Genomic DNA, 25,971 nt, shown 5'->3' with positions numbered 1-25,971 from the left:
TCACGAAGACCCATGGCGACCGGACCGGCCGGTGCCATAGGTAAAGAGGAAGCTCAGCTGCTTGCGCATGGAACGGATTATTACCCTCCGCCCCACTCCCCGGTCAACCGGGCCCGCATCGTGAGACGGCGGGGGACTGGATGGTGCGACAAAACGGCGGGTGCCGCCACCGGTAGAATCGACAAAACAGCCACCCTCTTCCGCCGGAAGGCCTGCCCCGTGCCAGAAGCACCCTCCGCCGCCCACGACAGCGCCCCGGACACGGTTCTCGTCGTCGACTTCGGCGCCCAGTACGCCCAGCTCATCGCCCGCCGCGTCCGCGAGGCCCGGGTCTACAGCGAGATCGTGCCCAGCACGATGCCCGTGGCCGAGATGCTCGCCAAGGACCCCAAGGCGATCATCCTCTCCGGCGGTCCGTCCTCCGTGTACGAGGAGGGTGCCCCGCGCCTGGACGACGCCCGCGCCCTCTTCGAGGCCGGCGTCCCCGTCTTCGGCATGTGCTACGGCTTCCAGCTGATGGCGACCACCCTCGGCGGCACCGTCGACAACTCCGGCGCGCGCGAGTACGGCCGCACCCCGCTGGCGGTCTCCAAGACCGGCTCGACGCTCTTCGAGGGCACCCCCGAGAGCCAGTCGGTGTGGATGTCCCACGGCGACGCCTGCTCCGCCGCCCCCGAGGGCTTCTCCGTCACCGCGTCGACCGACGTCGTCCCGGTCGCGGCCTTCGAGAACGACGAGAAGCGGCTGTACGGGGTCCAGTACCACCCCGAGGTCATGCACTCCACGCACGGCCAGCAGGTGCTCGAACACTTCCTCTACCGGGGCGCGGGCCTGTCCCCGACCTGGACCACCGGCAACATCGTCGAGGAGCAGATCGCGGCGATCCGCGAGCAGGTCGGCGACAAGCGCGCCATCTGCGGCCTCTCCGGCGGCGTGGACTCCGCGGTCGCCGCGGCCCTCGTGCAGAAGGCCATCGGCTCCCAGCTGACCTGCGTCTACGTCGACCACGGTCTGATGCGCAAGGGCGAGACCGAGCAGGTCGAGAAGGACTTCGTGGCCGCCACCGGCGTCCAGCTGAAGGTCGTCGACGCCCAGGAGCGCTTCCTGACCGCGCTGGCCGGCGTCTCCGACCCGGAGACCAAGCGCAAGATCATCGGCCGCGAGTTCATCCGCGTCTTCGAGCAGGCCCAGCTGGAGATCCTCCAGGAGGACGGCCCGGCGGTGGCCTTCCTGGTCCAGGGCACCCTGTACCCGGACGTCGTCGAGTCCGGCGGCGGCACCGGCACCGCCAACATCAAGTCCCACCACAACGTGGGCGGCCTGCCCGACGACATCGAGTTCGAGCTCGTCGAGCCGCTGCGCCAGCTGTTCAAGGACGAGGTCCGGATGGTCGGCCAGGAGCTCGGCCTGCCCGAGGAGATCGTCCAGCGCCAGCCCTTCCCCGGCCCCGGCCTCGGCATCCGCATCGTCGGCGAGGTCACCAAGGAGCGCCTGGACCTGCTGCGCGAGGCCGACGCCATCGCCCGCCACGAGCTCACCGCGGCCGGCCTGGACCGGGAGATCTGGCAGTGCCCGGTCGTCCTGCTCGCCGACGTCCGCAGCGTGGGCGTCCAGGGCGACGGCCGCACCTACGGCCACCCGATCGTGCTGCGCCCCGTCTCGTCCGAGGACGCCATGACGGCCGACTGGACGCGCATGCCGTACGAGGTCCTCGCCAAGATCTCCACCCGGATCACCAACGAGGTGCCGGACGTGAACCGCGTGGTCCTGGACTGCACGAGCAAGCCCCCGGGCACCATCGAGTGGGAGTAGTCCCACCCGTGCCCCGCGCCGCGTGACGAAGCCGCCGTTCCCCCTCGGGAGCGGCGGCTTCGCCGCGTGTATGGCCTCTTCGGGCGGGCGCCGGTACCTTGCGCCGCGACCTTGGGAGTCTGGAGGAACCGACATGGCCGAGCGGCCCGTACCCGTGCCCGTCGAGCGGCTCGGCTTCGCGATGCCGCCGGTCTTCGCCACCGCCGGGGAGACCCGGGCGCACCGCAAGGCCGGGCTCGCCGAGGGGCTGCGGCTGCTGGGGCGGCTCGGGTACGAGGACGGGGTGGCGGGCCAGGTCTCCGTACGGGACCCGGAGTTCGAGGACTGCTACTGGGTGAACCCCTTCGGCCGGGCCTTCGGCGCCCTCACCCCCGACGATCTGCTGCTGGTCGACGGGGAAGGGCGGGTGCTGCGCGGTGAGCGGCGCGTGAACCAGCTGGCCTTCGCCGTGCACGCCGCCGTCCACCGGGAACGGCCGCAGGTGGTGGCCGTCGTGCGCACGCAGGGCCCGTACGGCAGGGCGCTGGCCTGCCTCGGGGAACTGCTGGCCCCCCTCACCGAGGAGGCCTGCGCCTTCTACGAGGACCACGCGCTGCTCGACGAGTACGCGGGGGCGGAGGACCCGGCGCGGATCGGGCGCGCGCTCGGCCCGTACAAGGCGCTGGTCCTGCGCAACCGCGGGCTGCTGACGGTCGGGGACTCGGTGGAGGCGGCGCTGTGGTGGTTCCTCGCGGCGGAGCGGGCCGCGCAGGTGCAGCTGATCGCGCGGGCGGCCGGGAAGCCGGTGCCCATCGACCACCGCAGCGCGGTCGCCACGCGCGCGCGGTTCGGCTCGGACCTGGCCGCGTGGGTGAGCTACCAGCCGCTGCGGGAGGCGCCCGGAGGGGTGGCGTCAACATCATGAACGGTTAATCACCTGCTCTGACATCGTGCGCAATCCGGAGCACTGCCGCAGTGGTGCACAATTCGCTGGCATTGCACCGGAGTTCAGAGAGGCGGCACGCACGTGGCTGTCCAAGAGATCCCCCGAAGCACCCACGGCGGCGGCTGCACCTGCGACGACTGCCCCCACGGAGCCCGGGAGGGCCACCGCCGGGCGGTGGCCGCCTTCCTGGAGAAGCGCGACGAGTTCGCCGCCGGACAGGGCGTCCCGGCCGCCGTGGCCCACTCCCTCGGCGCCTCCCGCCAGTGGGTGTCCGACGAACTGACCCTGTCCGCCCGCACGGTCGCCGACCGGGGCCGGGAGGCCGGGCACTCCTGGCTGTACCTGCTCTCCCGGCGGGCCGTCCTCGTCGTGTGGATCGCCGCCGGGATCCTGCTGGTGGTGCAGGTCGGCACCGCCCTCGGCACCGGCTGGTCCACCGCCCGCACCGCCGGGCTGCTCGCCGCCGTGGTGCTCGCCGGGCTGCTCACCCTGGCCGCGCGGGCCCAGTCGCTGCGCGGCGGGCTGCTGGCCCCGCTGGTCGGCGAGGACAACCGGCTGTCCACCTCCAAGGCGGTGCCGGCGGCCTGGCTGGTGCTGACCTCCTTCGCCGCGCTGCTGCCCGCGCTGCGCCTGGCGGCCTCCTCTCCCGGCCCCGAGCGGGAGGCCCTCTACGACGGGCTCTCGCTGGGCCGGGCCCTGCCCCTGCTCGCGGTGCTCGGGCTGACCTCCGGGGTGGCGGTGCTGGTGCGCCGGGTGGTCTCCGTACGGATCATGGGGCAGCGGCTCCAGAAGCTGCCGGCGGACCGCCCCCGCGGGGCCGACCTGCTCACCGACGACGCGGGCCGGGGCAGCTTCACCGACGCCCAGTACGTCCTGGTCTCCACGGTGGTGCTGGCCTACGCGGCGGTGTCGCTGGCCCGCTTCCCGGACCGGCTGCCGCGGCTGCCGTGGTCGCTGGCGATGCTGGTGGCCCTGTCGGCCGTGGTCTACCTGGCGGCCAAGTACGCCGAGGGGAGCCGTCCGCTCGTGCTGTCGGTGGTGCGCAGACGGGAGCCCGGGGACCTGGACGCCGCCGTCCGCCCCGGGGACGACATCGAGATCCGGGGGGTGGGCTTCGTACCGCCCGGGGCGCAGACGCCGGAGATGCTCGCCCGTCTGGTGGTACGGATCGGGGCCGTCCACGTCCACGTGCCGCTGGTCCCGGTGGCGGGCGGGTTCACCAATCCGTCGGACGCGGTGCTCACCGTTCCGGTGCCGGCGGAAGTGGAACCGGGCCGCACCGAGGTCCAGGTGGTGACCGCCGCAGGAGTGGAATCCAACCGCTACGCCATCGACGTGGCCGAGTGAAGGGGGTACACATGGGGAGTGACCCGAACTGACGTGCCTTCCGTGCGGCGGACCTCAGGGAGACGGATCTCCGTTCTCCGGGAGACGGCCTCCCGCCACGCGCTCCTTCCCCTGCGGATCTTCCTCGGCGTGACCTTCGTGTACGCGGGGCTCGACAAGTTCACCGACCCCGCCTTCCTCTCCGCGACCGGTACCGGCTCCATCGGCGAGATCATGCGCGGGGTCCGGGACACCGCCGGCGTCCCGGCCCTGGTGGACCTGGCGCTGAAGGCGCCCGTCGGGTTCGGCGCCGCCATCGCGATCGGTGAGGTCCTCGTCGGCCTCGGCACCCTGGCCGGACTGCTGACCCGGATCGCGGCCGCAGGCGGGGCACTGATCTCCCTCAGCCTGTGGCTCACGGTGTCCTGGGCGGCCACCCCGTACTACTACGGCAACGACCTGATCTACCTGATGGCCTGGATCCCGCTGGTCATGGCCGGGGCGCCCTACCTGTCGCTGGATTCCCTGCGCCGGTCGCGCTGATCCCGGCGCACCGCGAAGGTGACCGTCCCGACCAGCGCGGCGAGCACGAGCCCGCCCGCGGCCATCGGGACGACCAGGAACCACGGCAGGTCGGTCTCGCCGGCCGCGTCGAGCAGGTACAGCCCGCCGACCGCTGCCAGCACCAGCCCCGCCAGCAGCCTTCCCGGCTGGAACTCATGACGCCGCACGGGCCACCTCCACCTGTCCCACACCCGCGTCCAGGTGCAGCTCGATCGTCCCGCCGGCCTCGGTGCCGACGGCGGGGGGCAGGCTCGCCCGCCGGGTCTCTCCACCGCTCTTGATGCGGACGTCGGGGCCGCCCTCCCCGGGGAACCGGATGTCGCCGAGCCGGATCGACACGTCGGCCCGCGCCGTGACCTCCCGGGGCACGATCACCTTCAGCCGGCCCGCCTCGATCGTGGCGCGGACGGAGACGGTGGCGCCCTTCGGCACGTCCAGACGGCTCAGGTCCAAGGTGGCCAGCCCGGTGCCCGAGCGGTACTCGGGACGGACGTCGGCCACCGCCGCCGGGCGCCAGTCGACGTTGTGCCAGTCGGTGCCGATCTCGCGCGGCAGGGCGACCGACACCGCGAGCAGCCCGGCGGTGATCATGCCCAGCAGGACGGTGCCGAAGCCGGTGCGCCCCTTGACGGAGCTGACCGCCAGCCCCAGCCCGAAGACGGCCAGCGCCGCGGCGAAGCCCACCTGGAGGGCGTGCCCGAGCGTACTGCCGTGCCACACCGAGGCGGTGGCGCCGCCCCCGGCCAGCAGGGCCAGCACGAACACCCGGCCCCCGATCCCGCCGCGCGACCACTGCGCGGCGCCGCCCGCGTGCGGCTTCGCCGGGGCGGCGCCCGCCTGCGCCCGCCCGTCCTCGTCGTCCGGGCCCCACAGGTACCCGGTCGTCCCGACCGGGCCGGTGGTGCCGTCCTTGACCAGCGGGTCCCGCCACCAGGACGGGCTGCCGGGCACGGGCGGCGCCTGCGTCTCCGGCGGCGCGGGGCGGTGCGGCGCGGGCCGCGCCGCGGGGGTCTCCGCCTCCGCCTCGGGGGCCCGGCGGTGGCGCTGCGACCAGTACGAGGCCGCGCCCAGCGCCAGGATGACCAGGACGGAGAAGGCCCCCAGCACCCCGTTGTCCATCATCGTCAGGAACAGGGCGCAGCCGACCAGGGCGCTGAACACCGCCGCCAGGGTGGAGCCCTCCACCCGGCCGGTCAGCAGCTTCTTGCCCTCGCTGTCCTCCTCGCCCTCCTGCGGGAGCAGCAGCCAGGCGAACCCGTAGAAGATCAGGCCGACGCCGCCGGTGACGGCGAGCACGCCCAGCACGATGCGGAACACCACCGGGTCCAGCCCGAAGTACCGGCCGAGGCCGCCGCACACGCCCGCGAGGACCTTGTCGTGCCTGCTGCGGCGCAGGGGTGGGCGGTCGGCCGGGGCGGGTGCCCCGGGCCGCTCCGGCGGAGCGTCGTGTACGTCGGTCATGGGTCCATGGTGACGGCCCGCCCGGCGCCGTGGCACCGGGGCCGACCCTGGCGCAACCCTGATATCCCCCCGGAGGAACTGGGGGACCGCCCTGATGCCGTGCCCCGCCCGCGCGTGTGACCCTTGGTGTCATGCCCGTAGCCGCCGCACCCAGACCCCCGCACGCGCCCGACAGCGAGGACGTCCCCCAGCGCAAGCTCTACCGCAGTGCCGACGGCCGGATGCTCGGCGGCGTCGCCCGCGGCCTCGCCGGCCACCTCGGGCTGCCGGTGATCTGGGTCCGGCTCGCCTTCCTCGGCATGTTCATGTTCGGGGACGGGCTGGGCGTGCTGCTCTACGCGGCGTTCTGGGTGTTCGTCCCGCTCGGCGTGGGCGGCAGCACCGGACACCACTCCTTCTTCGAGGTCCTGCCCGACGGCACCCGGCGCCTGCGCAAGCCCGACAAGGGCGCGGTGTCCGGACTGGTCGCGCTGGCCGTCGGCGCGGGCATCTTCTTCTCCCAGCTCAGCGTCGGCGGCGCCAACGGCCGCTACATCTGGCCGACGCTGCTCGTCGGGGCCGGCGTGGTCCTGGTCTGGCGGCAGGCCGACAACGCCCGCCGCGCCCACTGGAGCGCCGCCGCCGGACGCCACGGGCGCCTGCTCCAGGGCGCCCGCGCGCTGGCCGGGGTGGTCCTCGTCGGCATGGGCCTGACGGTGTTCATCGTCGTACGGGGCTCCGCCGCCCAGCTCGGCAACGTCCTCACCGCCACCCTCGCCGTCCTCGTCGGCGTCGCCCTGCTCGCGGGCCCCTGGCTGATCCGGATGACCCAGGACCTGTCCGAGGAACGCCTGATGCGCATCCGCGCCCAGGAGCGCGCCGAGGTCGCCGCCCACGTCCACGACTCGGTGCTGCACACCCTCACCCTGATCCAGCGCAACGCCGAGGACGTCGGCGAGGTGCGCCGCCTCGCCCGCGCCCAGGAACGCGAGCTGCGCAACTGGCTGTACAAGCCCGAGGGCACCGGCAAGGACGAGGCCGAGGAACCGGCCACCCTCGCCGAGGCCGTGAAGAAGGCGGCGGCCGAGGTCGAGGACCACCACGGCGTGCCCATCGAGGTCGTCGTCGTCGGCGACTGCCCGCTCGACGAGAGGCTCGGCGCCCAGGTCCAGGCCGCGCGCGAGGCGATGGTCAACGCCGCCAAGTACGGTGGCGACGGGGGCCCGGTACAGGTGTACGCGGAGGTCGAGGGCCGCACGGTGTTCGTGTCCGTACGGGACCGCGGTCCGGGCTTCGACATCGACGCGGTACCGGACGACCGCATGGGCGTACGAGAATCGATCATCGGCCGGATGCAGCGCAACGGCGGGACCGCCCGGCTGCGGTCCGCGCCCGACGGCGGCACGGAAGTCGAGCTGGAGATGGAGAGGGCGGCATGACCACCGAGGACAGCGCTGTGAACGGGACCGAGACCAGGCGGGTGCGGGTCGTGCTCGTCGACGACCACCGGATGTTCCGCGCCGGGGTCCAGGCGGAGATCGGGGAGACCGCGCGGACCGGGGTGGAGGTCGTCGGCGAGGCCGCCGACGTGGACCAGGCCGTCACCGTCATCACCGCCACCCGCCCCGAGGTGGTGCTCCTCGACGTGCACCTGCCCGGCGGCGGCGGGGTCGAGGTGCTGCGGCGCTGCGCCCCGCTGATGGCGGCGGCCGAGAACCCGGTGCGCTTCCTGGCCCTGTCGGTGTCGGACGCCGCCGAGGACGTCATCGGCGTCATCCGCGGCGGTGCCCGCGGCTACGTCACCAAGACCATCACCGGCACCGACCTCGTGCACTCCGTCTACCGGGTCCAGGACGGGGACGCGGTGTTCTCGCCCCGGCTGGCCGGCTTCGTGCTGGACGCCTTCGCCTCCACGGACGCGCCGCCGGTCGACGAGGACCTGGACCGGCTCACCCAGCGCGAGCGCGAGGTGCTGCGGCTGATCGCGCGCGGGTACGCGTACAAGGAGATCGCCAAGCAGCTGTTCATCTCGGTCAAGACCGTCGAATCGCACGTCTCCGCGGTGCTCCGCAAGCTGCAGCTCTCCAACCGGCACGAACTGACCCGCTGGGCCACCGCCCGCCGCCTGGTCTGAGCCCGGCCGTCGGGGCCCCGGCCCCCGCGATGTGATCCACACCGCAGGGGCCGGGGGCAACCGCGGGGGCGCGCGGCGGGTCTTGGGTGGCGTGATGAGCCTGACGGGGACCCCTCTCTTCGCGACGGTGGTCGCCCTGACCGTGATCGCCGTCGTCCTGCCGCTGGCCGTGTGGAGCAAGGTGCGCGGCCCCGCCGCGGCGCGCCTCGCCGTGCGCGGCACGATGGTGCTCTTCGCGCAGACCACCGCCGTGGCGCTGGTGTTCGTCGCGATCAACCGCGACATGAACTTCTACGCCAGCTGGGGCGACCTGTTCGGCACCGGGAAGTACGTCACCGCCGCCCCCGACCTCGGCGCCGACGGCCTCGGCGGCAAGAAGGCCGAGGAGGTCAAGGCCGAGCCGAAGGTGCGGCAGAAGTTCGAGCCGGTCGAGGGCCTCGGCGGGCGCGTGCAGAAGACCGAGCTGGACGGCAGGATCTCCGGGGTCAAGGGCGACGTCATGGTGTGGCTGCCGCCGCAGTACGACGAACCGGCCTACAAGGACAAGAAGTTCCCCGTGGTCGAACTCATCCCCGGCATCCCGGGGACGGGCAAGTCCTGGTTCCAGGGGCTCAAGGCGCACGAGGTGCTGGAGCCGCTGATGAAGCAGGGCAAGGTGCAGCCCTTCATCCTCGTCTCCCCGCGCGCCATGCTGCTGGGCAACGCCGACACCGGCTGCGCCAACCTCCCGGGCAAGGTCAACGCCGACAGCTGGTTCAGCGTCGACGTCCGCAAGATGGTCACCGACAACTTCCGGGCCTCCGACGAGGCCCGCACGTGGGGCGTGGCCGGGTACTCGGCCGGCGCGTACTGCGCCGCCAAGCTGGCGGTGCTGCACCCCGACCGCTACAGCGCGGCCGTGTCCCTCTCCGGGTACAACGACCCCGGCCAGGAGCCCTCCTCGCTGGTCGCGAAGGACCCCGAGCTGCGCCGCACCCACAACCTGAAGGAGCTGCTCAAGGCGCAGCCCGCACCGCCGGCGGTCGCGCTGTGGATGTCGGGGGCCGAGCAGGACGGCTACCTGTCCGGCATGGACCTCAAGGGGCTCGCGCAGAACCCGACCACGGTGCACGCGGAGAAGGTGACCGGCGGCCACAATCTGGAGTCCTGGTCGAAGCAGATCCCGCAGACCTTCGACTGGCTGAGCAAGACGGTCAAGGCGCCGTAGTCGTAGCCGTAGCCGTAGCCGTAGCCGCTACGCCGGGCGGGAGGCGCCCGCCCACGGCATCGAGTCCACCGGCGCGAGGCGGACCGTGGAGCCGGGGCGCGGGGCGTGGATCATCTGGCCGTTGCCGACGTACATGCCGACGTGGGTCACCCCCGCGTAGAAGAAGACCAGGTCACCGGGGGCGAGCCGGTCCCGGGTGACGCGCTGTCCGGCGTTGATCTGGGTGTAGGTGGTGCGGGGCAGGGAGACCCCGGCCGACTTCCAGGCCGCCTGGGTCAGGCCCGAGCAGTCGTAGGAGCCCGGTCCGGTCGCGCCCCACACGTACGGCTTGCCGATCGCCGCGTACGCGAAGGCCACCGCCCGTGCGGCGCGGGAGCCGTCGGAGGGGGCCGGCGGGGCGGGGGCGGGGGCGGCGGCGCCGGGGGCGCCGGCCGGGGCGGGGCCGGTGCCGCCGGTGCCCGACCGGGCTTCGTAGGCGGCCCGTTCCTCGGCGGTGAGCCGGGCCAGGAGGCGCCGCGCGGTGGCGAGCCTGTCCTCGATGAGGGCCTTCTGCCCGGCCAGTTCGTCCTGCCGGGCCCGCAGGTCCGCGAGCTGCCCGGCGGCCCGGGCGCGCAGCTGCCCGACCTCGTCGAGGCCGCGCCGTACGGAGGCCACGTCCGCGGCGGTGCGGTCGCCGGCCCGGGTCAGGAGGGAGGCCCGCTCCAGGTAGTCCTGCGGGTCGGTGGCCATCGCCAGCTGCAGGGCCGGGCCGAGGCCACCGCTGCGGTACTGGGTCGCGGCCAGCGCGCCGAGCGAGCGGCGGGCGGTGTTGAGCCGGTCCTCCTTGCGGGCGGCCTCGTCGCGCAGGCCGGTCAGTGCGCGCTCGGCCTCGTCGGCCTTCACCTTCGCCCCGTTGTACCGCTCCGTCGCCGCCTCGGCGTCCCCGTAGAGCCGGTCGACCTCCGCCTTGACCTGGGCGGGGGTGGTCCGGGGGTCGGCGTGCGAGGTGCCTTCGAAGGCGGTGGCGGTGGCAGCGCCCGCGAGGGCGAGGGTGGCGGCGGTGCGTACGGTGCCGCTGGAGAGCGGGCGCTGCCGGGGCTTTCGATGACTGGCCACGGGGGCCTCACGTCCTTCCGTCGGTCTTGGGGGAGGACGCTAAACCCGGAGGTCACGGGGCGATGACGAGTTGCCCCGAACTGGCCGTCTCCGACCGCGGATGACCGGGAAGGGGCGGTCAGTGCCAGAGGACGGCGATAAAGATGTTGGCGACGGTCAGTCCGCCGACCGCCGCGAAGAGGCCCTTCTCCGCGTGCTCCTCGTCGCGCTTGACGTAGACGATCGCCAGGATCACGAAGAGGACCGCGAGCTTCACGCCGATCTTGACGTGGTCGAGGGGGGCGCCGTCGCCCATCTCGCGGAAGCCCACCAGCAGGACGCCGGTTATCAGCATGGTGAGCGCGCCGTGCAGCATCGCGGGCACGAAGCGGGCGGTGCCGGCGCCCATGGCCTTCATCTGGGTGAGGAAACCGCCGAGGAGGGAGGCGATGCCGATGATGTGCAGGCCGACGAAGGCATTGGTGAGGACAGTCATGGCGTCGAGCGTACGGGGCGGCCCACGGGCCCCCGACGGCGGTGTTCGGGCGGGGCCGGGGGCCGGCGGCGGACCTGCGTAGGGTGGTCCCATGCCGCCCGCTGCCGCCGCCGAGCCGACCCATCCCGCCGCCGACCGGATCGAGCTGGCCGCGGTCCTCGCGGCGCTGGGCCACCCCGCCCGGCTGGAGATCGTCCGCAGGCTGGCCGCAGGCGAGGAGTCCTGCTGCGGGGACGTGGTCCCCGACCTGCCGCGCTCCAGCGTCACCCACCACATCAGGACCCTGCGCGAGAGCGGCGTGATCCTCCAGCACCCCCGCGGCCGCAAGCACCTGCTCGCCCTGCGCCGCACGGACCTCGACGCCCGCTTCCCCGGCCTGCTGGACGTCGTACTGCGGGCCGGCTAGCCGGTCCCGGGGGCCCCGGCGGGTGCCGCGGTCCCGGGCACGGGCGTCGCGTCCGCGTGCGGATTCCGAGCGATTTTCCGGCGCCGGGACCGGCTGTCGGTCCCGGCCTCTAAACTCGGAAGGCGATGAGCAGCCTCTTTGACGACAGTTTCCTGGCGGACCTCACCCCCTCCGACGAGGTGCCGCCCCCGCCCGAGGACCACCCCGCCCCGGAGCCGGGCGCGGACGACCTCTTCGGGGGCCGGTTCGACGCGCCCATGAGCGGGGACGCGTACTACCGGGACGGCGCCCCCCGGCCCGTCATCGACCCGGCGGTGCTCCTGGACGGGCTGAACACCGAGCAGGCCGCGGCCGTGGTGCACGCGGGCTCGCCGCTGCTCATCGTGGCCGGCGCCGGTTCCGGCAAGACCCGGGTGCTGACCCACCGCATCGGACACCTGCTGTCCGCGCGCGGCGTCCACCCCGGCCAGATCCTGGCGATCACCTTCACCAACAAGGCCGCCGGTGAGATGAAGGAGCGCGTCGAGGGCCTCGTCGGCCCGCGCGCGAACGCCATGTGGGTCTCGACCTTCCACAGCGCGTGCGTGCGGATCCTGCGCCGCGAGTCGAAGCGGCTCGGCTTCACCTCCTCGTTCTCGATCTACGACGCGGCCGACTCGAAGCGCCTGATGGCGCTCGTCTGCCGCGACCTGGACCTGGACCCGAAGAAGTTCCCGCCCAAGTCCTTCAACGCCAAGATCTCGAACCTCAAGAACGAGCTGATCGACGAGGACGCCTTCGCCGCACAGGCCGCGGACGGCTTCGAGAAGACCCTGGCCCAGGCGTACGCGATGTACCAGGGCCGGCTGCGCGAGGCCAACGCGCTCGACTTCGACGACATCATCATGACCACCGTCCACCTGCTCCAGGCCTTCCCGGACGTCGCCGAGCACTACCGGCGCCGCTTCCGCCACGTGCTGGTCGACGAGTACCAGGACACCAACCACGCCCAGTACACCCTGGTGCGCGAGCTCGTCGGCCCCGGCTACCCGGACCTGCCGCCCGCCGAACTGTGCGTGGTGGGTGACGCCGACCAGTCGATCTACGCCTTCCGCGGCGCGACGATCCGCAACATCCTCCAGTTCGAGGAGGACTACAAGGACGCGACCACGATCCTGCTGGAGCAGAACTACCGCTCCACGCAGACGATCCTGTCCGCCGCCAACGCGGTCATCGAGCGCAACGAGAACCGCCGCGCGAAGAACCTGTGGACCCAGGCCGGCTCCGGCTCGGTGATCACCGGCTACGTCGCGGACACCGAGCACGACGAGGCCCAGTTCGTCGCCGACGAGATCGACCGGCTCACCGACGCCGGCGACGCCAAGGCCGGCGACGTGGCGATCTTCTACCGGACCAACGCGCAGTCGCGCGTGTTCGAGGAGATCTTCATCCGTGTCGGACTGCCCTACAAGGTCGTCGGCGGCGTCCGCTTCTACGAGCGCAAGGAGGTCCGGGACGTCCTGGCCTACCTGCGCGTCCTGGCGAACCCCGAGGACAACGTCCCGCTCCGGCGCATCCTGAACGTGCCCAAGCGCGGCATCGGCGAGCGGGCCGAGGCGATGATCGACGCGCTCGCGCTGCGCGAGAAGATCACCTTCCCGCAGGCGCTGCGCCGCGTGGACGAGGCCTTCGGCATGGCCGCCCGCTCCACCAACGCCGTCAAGCGGTTCAACGTGCTGATGGAGGAGCTGCGGACCATCGTCGACTCCGGCGCGGGCCCGGCCGTGGTGCTGGAGGCGGTCCTGGAGCGCACGGGGTACCTCGCCGAACTCCAGGCGTCGACCGACCCGCAGGACGAGACGCGCATCGAGAACCTCCAGGAACTCGCCGCCGTGGCACTGGAGTTCGAGCAGGCCCGGGACGAGTCGAACCCCGGCACCCTGGCCGAGTTCCTGGAACAGGTCGCGCTCGTCGCCGATTCCGACCAGATCCCCGACGAGGACGAGGACGGCAGCGGCGTCATCACGCTGATGACCCTGCACACCGCCAAGGGCCTGGAGTTCCCGGTGGTCTTCCTGACGGGCATGGAGGACGGGGTCTTCCCGCACATGCGCGCGCTCGGGCAGACCAAGGAGCTGGAGGAGGAGCGCCGCCTCGCCTACGTCGGCATCACCCGTGCCCGCGAGCGGCTGTACCTGACCCGCTCCAGCATGCGCAGCGCGTGGGGCACCCCCTCGTACAACCCGCCCTCGCGGTTCCTGGAGGAGATCCCGGCCGAGTACCTCCAGTGGAAGCGGACGGGTGCCTCGCAGAAGCCGGCGGGACCGGTGCGCGGCTCCGGGTACGGCTCGTCCTCGTCCTCGTCGTCCGGTGGCAGGTCCTCGTTCGGGACCTCGCCCGAGGCGTTCCTGTCCTCGTCGCGTACGAAGTCGGGTCCGTCCGGGTTCGCCACGCGCCGCGCCGCCGACAAGCCGGTCATCGCGTTGGCGGTCGGGGACCGGGTCACGCACGACCAGTTCGGGCTGGGCACCGTGATGGAGGTCAGGGGAGCGGGCGCGGACGCGCAGGCCACCATCGACTTCGGGGACGCCAAGCCGAAGCGGCTCCTGCTGCGCTACGCGCCGGTCCAGAAGCTGTAGCGGAGGCGGCCGTCCGGCCCGGCTGGGTCGGGTCCGGTCGGGTCCGGTCGGGTCCGGCGTGCGGTTACGTCGGGTCCAGGCCGTGGCTGCGCAGCCACGACGCGGGGTCGATCGCGGCGCCGGCGCCGGGCCGTACCTCGAAGTGGAGATGCGGGCCGGTGGAGTTGCCCGAGTTGCCGGAGTACGCGATGACGTCACCGGCCTGCACCTTGCCGGAGCGGATCTTGGTGCTGCTGAGGTGGCAGTACCAGGTCTCGGTGCCGTCGGGCGAGGTCACTATGGCCATGTTCCCGTAGGCGCTGTTCCACTGCGTGCGCACGGTGCCGTCGGTGGCGGCCATGACCGGGGTGCCGTAGGAGACGGGGAAGTCGATGCCGGTGTGCACCGACATCCACATGCCGCCGGCCTGTCCGAACCCGGCGCTCAGGCCGTGCTGGGTGACCGGGATCGCGAACTTGGGGCGGGCCGCCTCCTTGGCCGCCGCCTCCTCGGCCCGCTTCTTCTTCTCGTCTTCCTGGCGCTGCTTGAGGTCGATGCGTTCCTGGGTGCGGCTCGCGCGGTCAGCGAAGTCGCCCGCGTCGGCGCTGAGCGCGGCCAGCTGGGTGTCGAGCTTGTTGTTCGCCGCGACCGGCTTCACCGACGCGGGGTCGGCCGCGGCCATGGTGGTCGTTTCCTCGGCCGGCTTGTCGGCGCCGGTGAGTCCGCCGACGGAGGCGGCGGCGACTCCCGCGACTCCCATCACGCAGACGGAGGGGACGGCCACGGTCAGCAGCGCGGACCGCTTGGCGGGGGAGCGGCGACGGTTGCCGGCGTGCGCTTCCCCGTCACCGCCCTTGGCCTTGGTCCGGCCGCTCTTGGCGTTGCCCTTGGCGTTGTTCCTGCCGGTGGCGCGGCGCGCCGCGCGCGGTTCGGCGGGGGTGACGGGCATGGCCTGCGTGGGCAGGTCGTGCACGACGTCGGTGAACTCCGGCTCCTCGTCGACCGTGAAGGCGAGCGGCTCGAAGACGGAGGTTTCGTCGTCGGCGTACGCGTCGCCGTAGGAGTCGGCCGCGTCGTACGGGTCGGCGGCGGTGTCGGACGCGGGGACGGCCGGGACGACGGTCGTGGCCTCGTAGCCGGCATAGGCGGTGGCGGTGGCGGTGGCCGGGTCGGCGGCGGCGCCGCCGTTCCAGGCGGTCGCGTCGTAGGTGCCGGTGTCCTGCCCGTAGCCGGGGAGGGTCCAATGTCCGCTCTGGTCCACGCCGGTGGGGTCGTAGGCGAAGGCCGCGGGCGAGGACGCGTAGTCGACGGCCGGGGCACTCCAGGCGCCGGTGTCCGTGGCCCAGCCCCCCGCTCCCGTCGTGTCCTCGGGGACGCTCTGGGAGGGGACGCCGGTGAGGTGGCCCTCCTGCGGAGCCCACGCGGTGGTGTCGTACGAGCCGGTGTGCGCGGGGGCTTCGTAGGCGCCGCCGATGCCGTAGTCCGTGACGTACTGGTAGCCCTGACCCTGCGTTTCGTAGGAAACGTATGCCTGGTCACCAGCGAAAGTGGTGGTGGAAAGGCCGTCGTATCCCATTTCGGGATACTGGCCCGACGTCGGGCGGTCGTTCACCAACTTCTCTTTCGCCTCGGCAGTGGGGGGCCTGGGTGGCCGGGAACTCAAGGTTCACCGGAGGAGAGCAGTGGCGTGACTGTACCCGGCGGTTACTCGCCACGACAATCTTCGACGGGTTCCGGTCTCGGGGGAACCGGGCATTCGGCGGCCTTTCGGTCGCCGTATCACCGAGCCTTGGCCTTGAGTTCGAAATTCGTTCGAGTTCCGTTTGACCGTCAGTCGGTGCCGGACGAGGCCAGCGCCAGGAGCAGGACGAACGGCACCGGTATGAGCGCGGCCGACCCGAGCCACACGCGCCGCCGCTCCTTCGGGGGCAGGACGGCGTCGACGACGAAGACCGCCCCGAGCAGCAGCACACCGGTCACGACCAGCAGGAACAGCACGCCCGTGGAGTGGTCGAGGGTGGTGTAGTCGCAGTTGCCGAGGTTCGGGTCGGCGAGGTCGTCCGTGCTGTGGCAGTCCATGGGCAGGTACTCCGTCACCACCCACCAGAGCAGGTGGAAGGGGACGGTCGCGGGCACGCCGAGGGCCAGGTTCGCCAGACCCGCCGCCCACAGTCCGCGGCGCGGCGCGCTGTCGGTGCCCATCCGCCCTCCCCGGTGCGCGGACCTCTCGGAGGCTCAGATGGCCCGGCTCTCCCCTTCGGTTCCCGTGGGGCGGAGGTTTTCGGTGGGACGGGAGGCTGCGTCCGTGGCGCGGACCGGGCCGTCGAGCGCGCGGCGGACGGCGGTGATGACGGCCGGGTGGACGGGCAGCGCGAGGTGCCCGATGCCCATGACCTGGATGTTCGTCGCATCCAGGTCCGGGTGCTCGATCCGGGCCGTGCCGGTGGGCGCCATCAGGGCGTCGAACTCGCTCCAGAACGCCAGGCAGCGGGTCCGGCAGCCGGGCACGGGTGCGCGCAGTTCCGCCATCACCGCGGAATCCGGACGCATCTGGCGGACCAGCGGGTGCGCGTCCATGAACGGGGCCACCCGGGTCCCCTCGTGCGGGGTGCCCAGGGTGACCAGCGTGCGCACGCGCGCGTCGCCGCCGAGCCGCTGGACGTAGTACCGGCCGACCAGTCCGCCGAGACTGTGGCCGACGAGGTCCACCCGGTCCTGCCCGCTGCGCTCGCACAGCTCCTCGACGCGGCGGGCGAGGTGGCGGGCGGTGACGCGCAGATCGCGGGTGAAGGGGGAGTAGTTGTACGTCTCCACGCGGCGCCGGCCGCCCGCGCCGAGGGCGCGGCGCAGCAGGACGAAGACCGAGCGGTTGTCGGTGAAGCCGTGCAGGAGCAGCACGGGCGGGAGCGGCGCCGGGCCGCCGGCCGGCGCGGGGTCCTCCGACCGCACGCCGGTCGGGTAGAGGAGCAGGTGCCCGGCGAGCACCACCGCCTCCAGCAGCGCGGCCCGCAGTGCGGCACCCGTTCGCGATACGGACGGCGGCGCGGTCATCAGCCCCATGGACGGCCTCCCCTGGACCTCTTGGGTGCGGGGCCGTGCCGCCGACACGGCCCCGTCACCGTGCCGTGCGGCTGTCGGCGCGGTGACGGGGCGACCGGGCGGTGGTGAATCAGCGGCGTCCCACGTGTGATTTCCCCCTCGTGGTTGACCGCGAAACGGCGGCGTGCGCAATGCTGTACTTAACGTTCGTTCACTCGGGAGGCAGTGCGATGGGTGTGACCGGTCCGATCCGTGTGGTGGTGGCCAAGCCGGGTCTCGACGGCCACGACCGCGGCGCCAAGGTGATCGCGCGTGCGCTGCGGGACGCCGGCATGGAGGTCATCTACACCGGCCTCCACCAGACCCCCGAGCAGATCGTGGACACCGCGATCCAGGAGGACGCGGACGCCATCGGCCTCTCGATCCTCTCCGGGGCGCACAACACGCTGTTCGTGCGCGTCCTCGAACTCCTCAAGGAGCGCGACGCCGAGGACATCAAGGTCTTCGGCGGCGGGATCATCCCCGAGGACGACATCGCCCCGCTCAAGGCCAAGGGCGTCGCGGAGATCTTCACTCCGGGTGCCACCACCACCTCCATCGTGGACTGGGTCAACGCGAACGTCCGCCAGGCGTAATCCGTCCGCTCAGTTCTTGCTGAGCGTCCGGGTCACGCCCGCGACGGCCGCCGTCGTCAGCAGCCAGCCCGCCGCGATCAGCGCGTACGCCACCCACTGGACGGCCGGGTCCGACCAGTACCAGGCCGAGCGCTGACCCAGGTTGCCGATGGGCACGAGCAGGTCGAGGGAGTAGACGAGCGCGCTGAACCGAGGCCCCTGTCCGCTCTGGACGGGGGTCGGCGTCCGGCTGCCGAACACCGCCGTGCCGAGCGCCGTGAGGGCGGCCAGCCAGACCCCGGCCAGCCACGGGCGGTACCCGAAGCCGACGGTGACGTCCAGGACGTGGCTCCAGAGGCGGCCGGCGGGGTTCATCGCCCGCCGCCGGTGGCGCTGCTTGAACAGCAGCACCCGGCGGGCGTCGTCGTCGTGCCCCACCTTCCGGTACCAGGCGGCCAGCTGCTCGTACGGCTGCGGGGCGTAGCCCGGTTCGCGGCGTATCCACTCCACGCGCCGCCCCACCTCGCGCCTGTCGCCGCCGCCCGACGGGAGGGAGCCGTAGACGAGCCCCTGGAGCAGCACGGTCGCGGGCCAGCTGCCGGGCCGGTCGCGCAGTGCCTCGATCCGGGCGTCCCGCAGGTCCACCGCCGCGGACGGCGGCTCGGCCGGAGTGAAGTCGAGGACGGCCGCGCGCATCAGGGAGCCGTCCACAGCGGTGTCCGCACCCTTCAGGACGGCGCCCTCGAAGGTCACCGAGCCGCTCACCTGCGCGCCCCGCAGGTCCACGGCGCCGTGCGCGGTGAACCCGTCCGAGAGGACCAGGGTGGAGGCGATGACGTCCGCCGCGCGCAGGGCGGTGCCCGAGGGGTGGGGGTGCAGCCGGGCCCCGGACAGGAACAGTCCCCCGGGCAGTGTGGCCCCCGGCAGGCGGACGCCCCCGTGTGCCGTGAACCCCTTGCAAGCCCAGATGCCGCCGCCCATGTCGAGGCCGCCCGCGTCGAGGGCCCAGCGGCCGTCCGCCGTGATCTCCGCGCGTTCCAGGAACAGTTCGCCGGATATCCGGGCGTTGCGCAGGAGCAGCGCCCCGGCGAGGCGCGAGCCCTTCAGTTCGAGCCGGCCCTCGACCCGGGCCATACAGGCGTCGATGCCGCCCGCCAGCGTGCAGTCGAGCAGGGAGACCGTACGGGTGGCGGCCCCGTAGAGGCTGAACTCCCCTTCCAGCCGGCAGTCCTCCAGCCGCAGGGCGTAGGCGAGCTCCGCGCCGCTCAGGTCGAGCGGGCCGGTGATCCGGGCCCCCGACAGCCGCACGGCGGGCACCGCCCCCGGCGGCCGGTCACCCTCGCCCAGCAGCAGGGTCTTGAGTACCGAAGCCCGCACGGCCGGTTCCGGGACGCCTCCATCCGGTCCCGGCAGCCGCAGGTCGATCGGGTGTCCCCCGGGGAACGCGTCCCACACCAGGCGTTCGGCCGTGCTCAGTTCCTCGTATGCCACCATGGGCGCAACCTAACTCCACGGGCCCGGTGGGACATCAGGCGGCGGGGCCAGTTCGGCGAGCATCGCCGCGCGCAGGCGCAGGGTGGCCACCAGGCGCTGGAAGGCCTCCGACCAGTACGCGGCGGCGCCCGGGGAGGTGTCCTGGGAGGCTTCCGTGTCCTGGTGGTCCTCCCCGAGGGTGGTCAGGGCCTCCAGGCGGGAGGCCTCGGCGGGATCGAGGCAGCGTTCGGCCAGGCCCATCACCCCGCTGAAGCTCCACGGGTAGCTGCCCGCCTCGCGCGCCGCGTCCAGGGCCTCGACCACCGCCCGGCCCAGCGCCCCGGCCCAGGGGACCCGGCACACGCCGAGCAGCTGGAAGGCCTCCGACAGGCCGTGCGCCCGTACGAACTCCGCGACCCAGTCGGCCCGTTCCCCCTCCGGCAGGGTCTCCAGCAGCTTCGCCCGCTCCGCCAGCGAGGCGGTCCCCGGACCCGCCGCGGGCGGTGCGGACGCCGGGCCGAGCAGGGCCTTCGACCACTGCGGATCCCGCTGGCGCACCGCCGCCCGGCACCAGGCCGCATGCAGCTCCTCCGCCCAGCCCCCGGGCACCGGCAGTGCCACGATCCCGGCCGGGTCGAGCCCCCCGAACCGCTCCGGCCAGCAGGACAGGGGCGCGGCCTCCACCAACTGGCCCAGCCACCAAGCCCGTTCACCGCGTCCCGCGGGCGGCCGCTTGACCACCCCGTCGCGCAGCATCCCCGCGTCGCACTCCGCGGGCGGTTCGACGGCGCCCGGGCCCACGCAGGCCAGCGCCCGCCGGGCCATCCGCCCGGCCAGCGCCGAACCGGGCAGGGCGGAGAGCAGTTCGGCCGCGGTGGCCCGGACGTTGCGGCTGCGGTCGGCCAGTGCCGCTTCCAGGAACGGCTCGTCCGCGGGGGAGAGTCCGGTCCTGAGCGAGTCGAGGAACATCAGCCGGTCCTCAGCCCGTTCGGTGGGCCAGGTCGTGGTCAGCAGCCGGGTCGCGGCCCCCGCGTCGTGCGCCCGTACGATGCCGAGCAGGGCGACCCGTTCCGCGAACAGCCCCTCCTCCCAGAGCCGTTCCACCGCCGGGCCGTCCGCCGGGTCGGGCAGGCCCCCGCCGCCGCCCGCCGCCCCGCGCAGCGCGAACCGCCAGTCCGGATTCATCCGGGCCAGCCACAGCCCCCGGGCCCCGGCCAGGGCCAGGGCCTGCGGGCGCAGGTCGGTCCGGGCCCGCGCCGCGTCCAGCAGCGCCGGGACCAGCGCCTCCGGCGCGCGGTAGCCGTGCCGGCCGGCCGCGGCCAGCCACTGCGGGAGCAGCTCCGTCAGATCCGGGGCGGCCCCCCGCCGCCCGCCGCCGTTGTTCGCCGCGGTGCGGCCCGCCAGCAGCTGGGCGAGCCGCCGCCGGGCGGCCCGCGGCGGAGCCGGGCGCGGGTCCCGCGGCGCGGGCCGCGGACGGTGCGCCGCCTCGGCGGGCCGCAGCCCGGCGCGGCGGCGCACCGTCCGCAGCGCCGCCGCGCCGAGCAGTGCCTGAGGTGAGCCGCCCCGCCGTTCGGTGCCCAGCAGCGCGGTCGCGACCAGGTCCTCCCAGTCCCGCTCCCCGTGCCGCTCCGCGTCCCCGTCCGCCGTCGTCGTACCGCCGGCCTGGTCGATGTCGTTCACCGGACCCCCTCCCTCGTCTTCTCGCGTGTCCGTGTCCGTGTCCGTGTCGGTGTTAGGGCCCCGGTCCCGCCCCCTGTGCGGGACCGGGGCATGCGTCAGCTGGCGTGGTTGTCGTTCATCACAAAGCCCCCCGGCTTTCTCGTCCCGTACGGCGGCGCCCCCGCGCCCCGTTCCGGGTACTCGACGTGCAGGGCGGATCCCGGTCGTTCCGGTCCCTTCCGGTACCGGCCCTTCCGGCCCCGATCCGCCCTTCCCCTCCTCGCACGGCCCCCCCCGGGCCCCGGTCACCCCAGGGCGACCGGCTCCGCGGTGTGCGGATCCCAGGCCGTCAGCGGAGTGAATCCGCGGTGGCCGCACTCGCCGAAGACCGTGACGGGGCCACCGCCCGAGAGGGCGGCGAGCTGCCACAGTCCGGACCGCGAGCGGCCTTGGGCGAGGGTCACCGGCAGCGCGGACGTCCCCTCCACGTCCGCGATCTGCCAGGCCCCGTCACCGGCTTCCCCCGGTATCGGGATCACCGGGCCGAGCACCACCGGCCAGGACTCCAGCCACGGGTCCTCCCGCAGCGCGGCCCCGTAGGCCGCGAGGGCCTCGCCGGTGCTCACCCCCTCGGGCACCCCCGGGACCGCCGCCGTGACGGTGCGGTCCCCCAGGTCCCCGCGGAGTCCCGCCGAGCCGGGCCGGAAGCGGATTTCCGCCTCCAGTGCCAGTCCGACGGGCAGTGCCAGCTCCGGCGGCCGCCCGGGCGGGCCGAAGTCCAGCACCAGGGCCGGGCGTCCGCTCCCCAGCCCCCACAGCCACGTCCGGCGGGTGGTGAGCCGGCCGTCCGCGGACACCGAGTCGTACTGGGCCAGTACGAGCCATTGGTCCCCGACGGCCTCCCCCTCCGCCGGCTGTGGCAGCCCCACCCGGCTGCGGACGGTCGCGGCCAGCGGCTCCGGAAGCCCGGACACCCCCAACCAGGCCCGGTCCAGCAGGTGCAGCAGCGCGAACTCCTCAAGCATCCGGGCGGGCCAGCCGGCGCCGCAACCGGGTATTGCCCCGAGCTCCCGCACCCGGGAGGCGAGCCCGGGCGCCTGGGCGTCGACCATCCGGGCCGCGGTCTCCTCCCAGCCCGCGTACCCTGACCGCTCCTGCCCGGCGAGCCCCCCGCTCAGCACGTCCGAGAGCCGCCGCTCCAGCTCCGCGACCCCCGCCCCGACCCGCCCGGCCCGGCGCTCGGCCCGCTTGCGGGCCGCCTCGGCGTCCACCGGACCGGCCGTCCGGCGCTCCGCCCGGGCCGTCCGCCCCGCCAGCCACTCCGCGGCCCAGTCCGGGGCCGCGACGGGATCTCCCGCCCCCCGGCGCGCCCAGAGCAGCAGCAGTCCCAGCGCGTGCTTGCACGGGAACTTCCGGCTCGGGCAGGAGCACTTGTACGCCGGTCCCGTGAGGTCCACGACCGTCCGGTACGGCGTGCTGCCGCTGCCCTTGCACAACCCCCACACAGCACCGGAAGCGGAACCTCCGGTATGCGTCCACGAACCCTCCCCTCCTAGCTTTCCCCCCGCCTTGCGCGACGCTTCGTCAGGTGCCAGAGCCAGTACCTGTTCCGCCGTCCGGCGGACCTGCTGCCCAGTCATGTGAACCACCGTAGAGACCCCCACTGACAATCGCTCTGACCTGCAACGACGTTGATATCGGGGGGTGTTGTCAGTGGCATGGTGCACGGTGGGTACAGCAGTCGGGAACGGCTGCCGAGCATTGGAGGGGGACCATGACCATGCCCGGAACCGACACCGCAGGCGAAGCGCTGCGACCGCACGCCGAAGACGCCTTCGCACACGAACTGAAAGCCCTGGAAGCGGCCGACGACCGGCCCCGCCCGGCCCGCTGGAAACTCTCCCCCTGGGCCGTCGCCACCTACCTGCTCGGCGGCACGCTCGCCGACGGCACCGTCGTCACGCCCAAGTACGTCGGCCCGCGCAGGATCGTCGAGGTCGCCGTCACCACCCTCGCCACCGACCGGGCCCTGCTCCTCCTCGGCGTCCCCGGCACCGCCAAGACCTGGGTCTCCGAGCACCTCGCCGCCGCCGTCAGCGGCGATTCCACCCTCCTGGTCCAGGGCACCGCCGGCACCCCCGAAGAAGCCGTCCGCTACGGCTGGAACTACGCCCGCCTCCTCGCCCACGGCCCCGGCCGCGAGGCACTCGTCCCCAGCCCCGTCATGCGGGCCATGGCCGAGGGCTCGACCGCCCGCGTCGAGGAGCTCACCCGCATCCCCGCCGACGTCCAGGACAGCCTCATCACCATCCTGTCCGAGAAGACGCTCCCGATACCGGAGCTCGGCCAGGAGGTGCAGGCCGTCCGCGGGTTCAACCTCATCGCCACCGCCAACGACCGCGACCGCGGGGTCAACGAGCTCTCCAGCGCGCTGCGCCGCCGCTTCAACACCGTCGTGCTGCCGCTGCCCGCCACCGCCGACGCCGAGGTCGACATCGTCGCCCGCCGCGTCGACCAGCTGGGCCGCTCCCTGGACCTGCCGCCCGCCCCCGAGGGACTGGAGGAGATCCGCCGCGTCGTCACCGTCTTCCGGGAGCTGCGCGAGGGCGTCACCGGCGACGGCCGCACCAAGGTGAAGTCGCCCAGCGGCACCCTCTCCACCGCCGAGGCCATCTCGGTGGTCACCGGCGGGCTGGCACTGGCCGCCCACTTCGGCGACGGCGTCCTGCGCCCCTGCGACGTGGCCGCCGGCATCCTCGGCGCCGTCGTGCGCGACCCGGCCGCCGACCGGCTCGTCTGGCAGGAGTACCTGGAGGCGGTCGTCCGCGAGCGGGACGGCTGGAAGGACTTCTACCGTGCCTGCCGGGAGGTGAGCGCATGAGCCCGGGGGCCGCGCAGCCGCTGCTGCTGGGGGTGCGCCACCACGGCCCCGGCTCCGCCCGCTCGGTCCGGGCCGCGCTCGACGCGGCGCAGCCGCGGGCCGTGCTGATCGAGGGGCCGCCCGAAGGGGACGCCCTGCTGGCACTGGCCGCCGAACCGGACATGCGCCCGCCCGTCGCCCTGCTCGCCCACGCGGCGGACGATCCGGGCCGGGCCGCGTTCTGGCCGCTCGCCTCCTTCTCCCCCGAATGGGTCGCCCTGCGCTGGGCCCAGGCCCGGGACGTGCCGGTGCGCTTCATCGACCTGCCGGCCGCGCACACGCTGGCCGAAGGCCCCGGCGCGGACGAGGACGACGGCGGAGCCGGCTCCGTGCCGGTGGACCCGCTCACGGCACTCGCCGGCGCCGCCGGGTACGACGACCCGGAGCGCTGGTGGGAGGACGTGGTCGAACACCGGGACGCGGACTCCGCACCCGATCCGCTGGCCCCCTTCGCGGCGCTCGCGGAGGCGATGGGCGCCCTGCGCGAGACCCACGGGGACGGCGGCCGCCCCGGCGACCTGGTCCGCGAGGCGCACATGCGGCAGCGGATGCGGGCCGCCCGCCGGGAGTTCGGCGCGGACTACGCCGTGGTGTGCGGGGCCTGGCACGTACCGGCGCTGCGCGCCCGGACCACGGCGGCGGCCGACCGGGCCCTGCTCACCGGACTCCCGAGGACCAAGGTGGAGACCACCTGGGTGCCCTGGACCCACCGCAGGCTCGCCAGGGCCGGCGGATACGGCGCGGGCATCACCTCGCCCGGCTGGTACGCGCACCTCTTCGCGGCCCCCGACCGGCCCGTCGAGCGCTGGCTGACCAAGGTCGCGGGCCTGCTGCGCGAGGAGGACCGGCAGGTCTCCCCGGCGCACGTCATCGAGACCGTCCGCCTCGCCCGGACCCTCGCCGCCCTGCGGGGCCGACCGCTGCCCGGGCTCACCGAGACCCTGGAGGCCGTCCGGGCGGTCATGTGCGACGGCTCCGACGTGCCGCTCGCGCTGATCGAGGACCGGCTCGTCGTCGGCGACGTGCTCGGCGAGGTACCCGGGACCGCGCCCGCCGTTCCGCTCCAGCGGGACCTCACCCGCCGCATGCGCACCCTGCGTCTGAAGGCCGAGGCGCAGAGCCGAGACCTGGAGCTCGACCTGCGCAAGGACACCGACGCGGCCAAGTCCCTGCTGCTGCACCGGCTGCGGCTGCTCGGTGTCGACTGGGGCGTGCCGACCGCCTCCCGCACCGGCACGGGCACCTTCCGCGAGACCTGGCGGCTGTGCTGGGAGCCCGAGCTGTCGGTACGGGTGGCCGAGGCCGGGATCTGGGGCACCACCGTCCCGGGGGCCGCCACCGCCAGGGCGGAGGCCGAAGCCCGCGGCGCCGGGGAGCTCGGCGAGATCACGGCGCTGGCCGAGCGGTGCCTGCTGGCCGGGCTGTCCGAGGCGCTGCCCGCCGTGCTGCGGGCCCTCGCCGACCGGGCGGCGCTCGACACGGACGTGGCCCGGCTCGCGGGGGCGCTGCCCGCGCTGGCCCGTTCGCTGCGCTACGGGGACGTGCGGGGGACCGACGCCTCGGCCCTGGGCACGGTCGCGGCGGGGCTGGCGGAGCGGATCTGCGTGGCCCTGCCCGCGGCCTGCGCGGCCGGGCTGGACGCCGACGGGGCGGCGGCGCTGCGCGGGCACGTGGACGGGGTGCACGGAGCGGTCGCCCTGCTGGCGGACACCGACCCGGGGCTGCGCGAGCGCTGGTCGGGGGTGCTGCGGACGCTGGCCGGGCGGGACGCCGTACCCGGGGTGATCCGCGGCCGGGCCGCCCGGCTGCTGCTGGACGGCGGCCGGCTCCCGGCTGAGGAGACGGCGCGGCTGATGGGGCTCGCGCTGTCCCCGGCGGCGGCCCCGGCCGACGCGGCGGGCTGGATCGAGGGCTTCGCCGGGGGGAACGCGGGCGGCGGCACCCTGCTGGTGCACGACGAGCGGCTGCTGGGCCTGATCGACACCTGGCTGGTGTCGGTGCCGCCGGACGCCTTCGTCGACGTACTGCCGCTGCTGCGGCGGACGTTCGGGGCGTACGAGCCCGGGGTGAAGCGGAGCCTGGGCGAGCTGGTGCGCCGGGGCCCCGGCGCCGGGCGGGCGCGCTCCGCCTCCCGGGCCGCCCCCGAGGGCTTCGCCCCGGACCTCGATCCGGCCCGCGCGGACGCGGCGGAGGCCCTGGCCCGCCTGCTGCTGGCCGCGGCGGGCTGAGGCGCTGGCACACGGGGGCGGCGGGGCGGCGGCCGGAGCGGGAACGCAGGGAACGCA

General features: G+C 74.0%; 22 protein-coding genes. 12 read left to right on the top strand and 10 right to left on the bottom strand.

The window, feature by feature from the left end:
- Positions 1 to 219 precede the first annotated feature (219 nt).
- From guaA to SLAV_RS15355, 4 genes are all read left to right on the top strand, one after another.
- Positions 220 to 1,812, top strand: coding sequence for a glutamine-hydrolyzing GMP synthase (gene guaA / locus SLAV_RS15370; RefSeq protein ID WP_030230811.1), 1,593 nt, complete (start codon positions 220 to 222; stop codon positions 1,810 to 1,812).
- Positions 1,813 to 1,945: 133 nt separating this feature from the next.
- A complete protein-coding gene (locus tag SLAV_RS15365) occupies positions 1,946 to 2,716 on the top strand; it encodes a class II aldolase/adducin family protein (RefSeq protein ID WP_030230814.1) in 771 nt (256 codons plus the stop codon).
- Positions 2,717 to 2,818: 102 nt separating this feature from the next.
- Positions 2,819 to 4,084 (top strand): hypothetical protein, encoded by a 1,266-nt coding sequence (locus tag SLAV_RS15360; protein ID WP_030230816.1) that lies wholly within the window; start codon positions 2,819 to 2,821, stop codon positions 4,082 to 4,084.
- A gap of 18 nt (positions 4,085 to 4,102) precedes the next feature.
- The gene (locus SLAV_RS15355; RefSeq protein ID WP_078950360.1) at positions 4,103 to 4,606 is read left to right on the top strand and encodes a DoxX family protein; all 504 of its coding nucleotides are present in this window, start codon (positions 4,103 to 4,105) and stop codon (positions 4,604 to 4,606) included.
- Here the strand turns inward: SLAV_RS15355 and SLAV_RS15350 are convergent.
- Positions 4,570 to 4,794 carry a hypothetical protein gene (locus SLAV_RS15350; protein WP_030230822.1) on the bottom strand — a complete coding sequence of 75 codons (225 nt, stop codon included), beginning with the start codon at positions 4,792 to 4,794 and terminating at the stop codon, positions 4,570 to 4,572. The two genes, SLAV_RS15355 and SLAV_RS15350, sit on opposite strands and share 37 nt — an antisense overlap.
- Positions 4,781 to 6,088: a PspC domain-containing protein gene (locus SLAV_RS15345; RefSeq protein ID WP_030230823.1), complete on the bottom strand. Its 1,308-nt coding sequence runs from the start codon at positions 6,086 to 6,088 to the stop codon at positions 4,781 to 4,783. Before SLAV_RS15345 ends, SLAV_RS15350 begins: the two co-directional genes overlap by 14 nt.
- A gap of 131 nt (positions 6,089 to 6,219) precedes the next feature.
- Here SLAV_RS15345 and SLAV_RS15340 point away from each other — a divergent pair, with 131 nt between their 5' ends.
- The 3 genes from SLAV_RS15340 to SLAV_RS15330 all read left to right on the top strand — a co-directional run bounded on the left by SLAV_RS15340 (position 6,220) and on the right by SLAV_RS15330 (position 9,408).
- Positions 6,220 to 7,506: an ATP-binding protein gene (locus SLAV_RS15340; protein ID WP_030230826.1), complete on the top strand. Its 1,287-nt coding sequence runs from the start codon at positions 6,220 to 6,222 to the stop codon at positions 7,504 to 7,506.
- Positions 7,503 to 8,201, top strand: coding sequence for a LuxR C-terminal-related transcriptional regulator (locus SLAV_RS15335; RefSeq protein ID WP_030230828.1), 699 nt, complete (start codon positions 7,503 to 7,505; stop codon positions 8,199 to 8,201). Before SLAV_RS15340 ends, SLAV_RS15335 begins: the two co-directional genes overlap by 4 nt.
- Positions 8,202 to 8,295: 94 nt before the next feature.
- Complete coding sequence (locus SLAV_RS15330; protein ID WP_030230831.1) at positions 8,296 to 9,408, top strand: alpha/beta hydrolase; 1,113 nt, start codon at positions 8,296 to 8,298, stop codon at positions 9,406 to 9,408.
- A 27-nt stretch (positions 9,409 to 9,435) separates the two neighbouring features.
- Here SLAV_RS15330 and SLAV_RS15325 read toward each other — a convergent pair whose 3' ends face one another.
- Together SLAV_RS15325 and SLAV_RS15320 are read right to left on the bottom strand one after the other, a co-directional pair.
- Entirely contained in the window at positions 9,436 to 10,503 is a 1,068-nt protein-coding gene (locus tag SLAV_RS15325) for a C40 family peptidase (RefSeq protein WP_030230834.1), read from the bottom strand.
- Between the two features lie 118 nt (positions 10,504 to 10,621).
- Positions 10,622 to 10,978, bottom strand: coding sequence for a hypothetical protein (locus SLAV_RS15320; protein ID WP_030230836.1), 357 nt, complete (start codon positions 10,976 to 10,978; stop codon positions 10,622 to 10,624).
- A 91-nt stretch (positions 10,979 to 11,069) separates the two neighbouring features.
- Between SLAV_RS15320 and SLAV_RS15315 the strand changes: the two genes are divergently transcribed.
- Both SLAV_RS15315 and pcrA read left to right on the top strand, forming a co-directional pair.
- Positions 11,070 to 11,384 (top strand): ArsR/SmtB family transcription factor, encoded by a 315-nt coding sequence (locus tag SLAV_RS15315; protein WP_030230839.1) that lies wholly within the window; start codon positions 11,070 to 11,072, stop codon positions 11,382 to 11,384.
- A gap of 125 nt (positions 11,385 to 11,509) precedes the next feature.
- Entirely contained in the window at positions 11,510 to 14,002 is a 2,493-nt protein-coding gene (gene pcrA / locus SLAV_RS15310; RefSeq protein WP_030230841.1) for a DNA helicase PcrA, read from the top strand.
- A 64-nt stretch (positions 14,003 to 14,066) separates the two neighbouring features.
- Here the strand turns inward: pcrA and SLAV_RS15305 are convergent, their stop codons facing one another.
- From SLAV_RS15305 to SLAV_RS15295, 3 genes are all read right to left on the bottom strand, one after another.
- A complete protein-coding gene (locus tag SLAV_RS15305) occupies positions 14,067 to 15,557 on the bottom strand; it encodes a M23 family metallopeptidase (protein WP_078950362.1) in 1,491 nt (496 codons plus the stop codon).
- Positions 15,558 to 15,811: 254 nt separating this feature from the next.
- Entirely contained in the window at positions 15,812 to 16,183 is a 372-nt protein-coding gene (locus SLAV_RS15300; RefSeq protein WP_030230846.1) for a hypothetical protein, read from the bottom strand.
- A gap of 33 nt (positions 16,184 to 16,216) precedes the next feature.
- Complete coding sequence (locus SLAV_RS15295; protein WP_078950363.1) at positions 16,217 to 17,041, bottom strand: esterase/lipase family protein; 825 nt, start codon at positions 17,039 to 17,041, stop codon at positions 16,217 to 16,219.
- Between the two features lie 209 nt (positions 17,042 to 17,250).
- Here SLAV_RS15295 and icmB point away from each other — a divergent pair, with 209 nt between their 5' ends.
- Positions 17,251 to 17,655 (top strand): coenzyme B12-dependent isobutyryl CoA mutase small subunit, encoded by a 405-nt coding sequence (gene icmB, locus SLAV_RS15290; RefSeq protein WP_030230851.1) that lies wholly within the window; start codon positions 17,251 to 17,253, stop codon positions 17,653 to 17,655.
- A gap of 9 nt (positions 17,656 to 17,664) precedes the next feature.
- On the opposite strand, the gene SLAV_RS15285 is transcribed toward icmB, so the two are convergent.
- From SLAV_RS15285 to SLAV_RS15275, 3 genes are all read right to left on the bottom strand, one after another.
- Positions 17,665 to 19,128: a hypothetical protein gene (locus SLAV_RS15285; RefSeq protein ID WP_030230854.1), complete on the bottom strand. Its 1,464-nt coding sequence runs from the start codon at positions 19,126 to 19,128 to the stop codon at positions 17,665 to 17,667.
- Positions 19,129 to 19,137: 9 nt separating this feature from the next.
- Positions 19,138 to 20,778 (bottom strand): DUF5691 domain-containing protein, encoded by a 1,641-nt coding sequence (locus SLAV_RS15280; RefSeq protein ID WP_394298620.1) that lies wholly within the window; start codon positions 20,776 to 20,778, stop codon positions 19,138 to 19,140.
- Between the two features lie 293 nt (positions 20,779 to 21,071).
- The gene (locus SLAV_RS15275) at positions 21,072 to 22,406 is read right to left on the bottom strand and encodes an SWIM zinc finger family protein (RefSeq protein WP_030230864.1); all 1,335 of its coding nucleotides are present in this window, start codon (positions 22,404 to 22,406) and stop codon (positions 21,072 to 21,074) included.
- A 134-nt stretch (positions 22,407 to 22,540) separates the two neighbouring features.
- Between SLAV_RS15275 and SLAV_RS15270 the strand changes: the two genes are divergently transcribed.
- Positions 22,541 to 23,647: an ATP-binding protein gene (locus SLAV_RS15270; RefSeq protein ID WP_030230867.1), complete on the top strand. Its 1,107-nt coding sequence runs from the start codon at positions 22,541 to 22,543 to the stop codon at positions 23,645 to 23,647.
- Positions 23,644 to 25,914, top strand: coding sequence for a DUF5682 family protein (locus tag SLAV_RS15265; RefSeq protein WP_030230868.1), 2,271 nt, complete (start codon positions 23,644 to 23,646; stop codon positions 25,912 to 25,914). The genes SLAV_RS15270 and SLAV_RS15265 overlap by 4 nt, the downstream gene beginning before the upstream one ends.
- Positions 25,915 to 25,971 lie beyond the last annotated feature (57 nt).

Origin of the sequence: Streptomyces lavendulae subsp. lavendulae (assembly GCF_002803845.1) — a bacterium.
GTDB classification, from domain to species: domain Bacteria; phylum Actinomycetota; class Actinomycetes; order Streptomycetales; family Streptomycetaceae; genus Streptomyces; species Streptomyces lavendulae.
This window is presented reverse-complemented; position numbering and strand designations above follow the sequence as displayed.

What these genes read in the sequence shown, in the direction of transcription:
- SLAV_RS15335 (WP_030230828.1), top strand. Translation starts at nt 7,503, where the DNA reads ATGACCACCGAGGACAGCGCTGTGAACGGGACCGAGACCAGGCGGGTG.
- SLAV_RS15285 (WP_030230854.1), bottom strand. Translation starts at nt 19,128, where the DNA reads ATGGTGGCATACGAGGAACTGAGCACGGCCGAACGCCTGGTGTGGGAC.
- SLAV_RS15365 (WP_030230814.1), top strand. Translation starts at nt 1,946, where the DNA reads ATGGCCGAGCGGCCCGTACCCGTGCCCGTCGAGCGGCTCGGCTTCGCG.
- SLAV_RS15345 (WP_030230823.1), bottom strand. Translation starts at nt 6,088, where the DNA reads ATGACCGACGTACACGACGCTCCGCCGGAGCGGCCCGGGGCACCCGCC.
- SLAV_RS15340 (WP_030230826.1), top strand. Translation starts at nt 6,220, where the DNA reads ATGCCCGTAGCCGCCGCACCCAGACCCCCGCACGCGCCCGACAGCGAG.
- SLAV_RS15305 (WP_078950362.1), bottom strand. Translation starts at nt 15,557, where the DNA reads ATGGGATACGACGGCCTTTCCACCACCACTTTCGCTGGTGACCAGGCA.
- SLAV_RS15275 (WP_030230864.1), bottom strand. Translation starts at nt 22,406, where the DNA reads ATGACTGGGCAGCAGGTCCGCCGGACGGCGGAACAGGTACTGGCTCTG.
- SLAV_RS15265 (WP_030230868.1), top strand. Translation starts at nt 23,644, where the DNA reads ATGAGCCCGGGGGCCGCGCAGCCGCTGCTGCTGGGGGTGCGCCACCAC.
- SLAV_RS15270 (WP_030230867.1), top strand. Translation starts at nt 22,541, where the DNA reads ATGACCATGCCCGGAACCGACACCGCAGGCGAAGCGCTGCGACCGCAC.
- pcrA (WP_030230841.1), top strand. Translation starts at nt 11,510, where the DNA reads ATGAGCAGCCTCTTTGACGACAGTTTCCTGGCGGACCTCACCCCCTCC.
- SLAV_RS15320 (WP_030230836.1), bottom strand. Translation starts at nt 10,978, where the DNA reads ATGACTGTCCTCACCAATGCCTTCGTCGGCCTGCACATCATCGGCATC.
- SLAV_RS15330 (WP_030230831.1), top strand. Translation starts at nt 8,296, where the DNA reads ATGAGCCTGACGGGGACCCCTCTCTTCGCGACGGTGGTCGCCCTGACC.
- SLAV_RS15300 (WP_030230846.1), bottom strand. Translation starts at nt 16,183, where the DNA reads ATGGGCACCGACAGCGCGCCGCGCCGCGGACTGTGGGCGGCGGGTCTG.
- SLAV_RS15295 (WP_078950363.1), bottom strand. Translation starts at nt 17,041, where the DNA reads ATGGGGCTGATGACCGCGCCGCCGTCCGTATCGCGAACGGGTGCCGCA.
- icmB (WP_030230851.1), top strand. Translation starts at nt 17,251, where the DNA reads ATGGGTGTGACCGGTCCGATCCGTGTGGTGGTGGCCAAGCCGGGTCTC.
- SLAV_RS15315 (WP_030230839.1), top strand. Translation starts at nt 11,070, where the DNA reads ATGCCGCCCGCTGCCGCCGCCGAGCCGACCCATCCCGCCGCCGACCGG.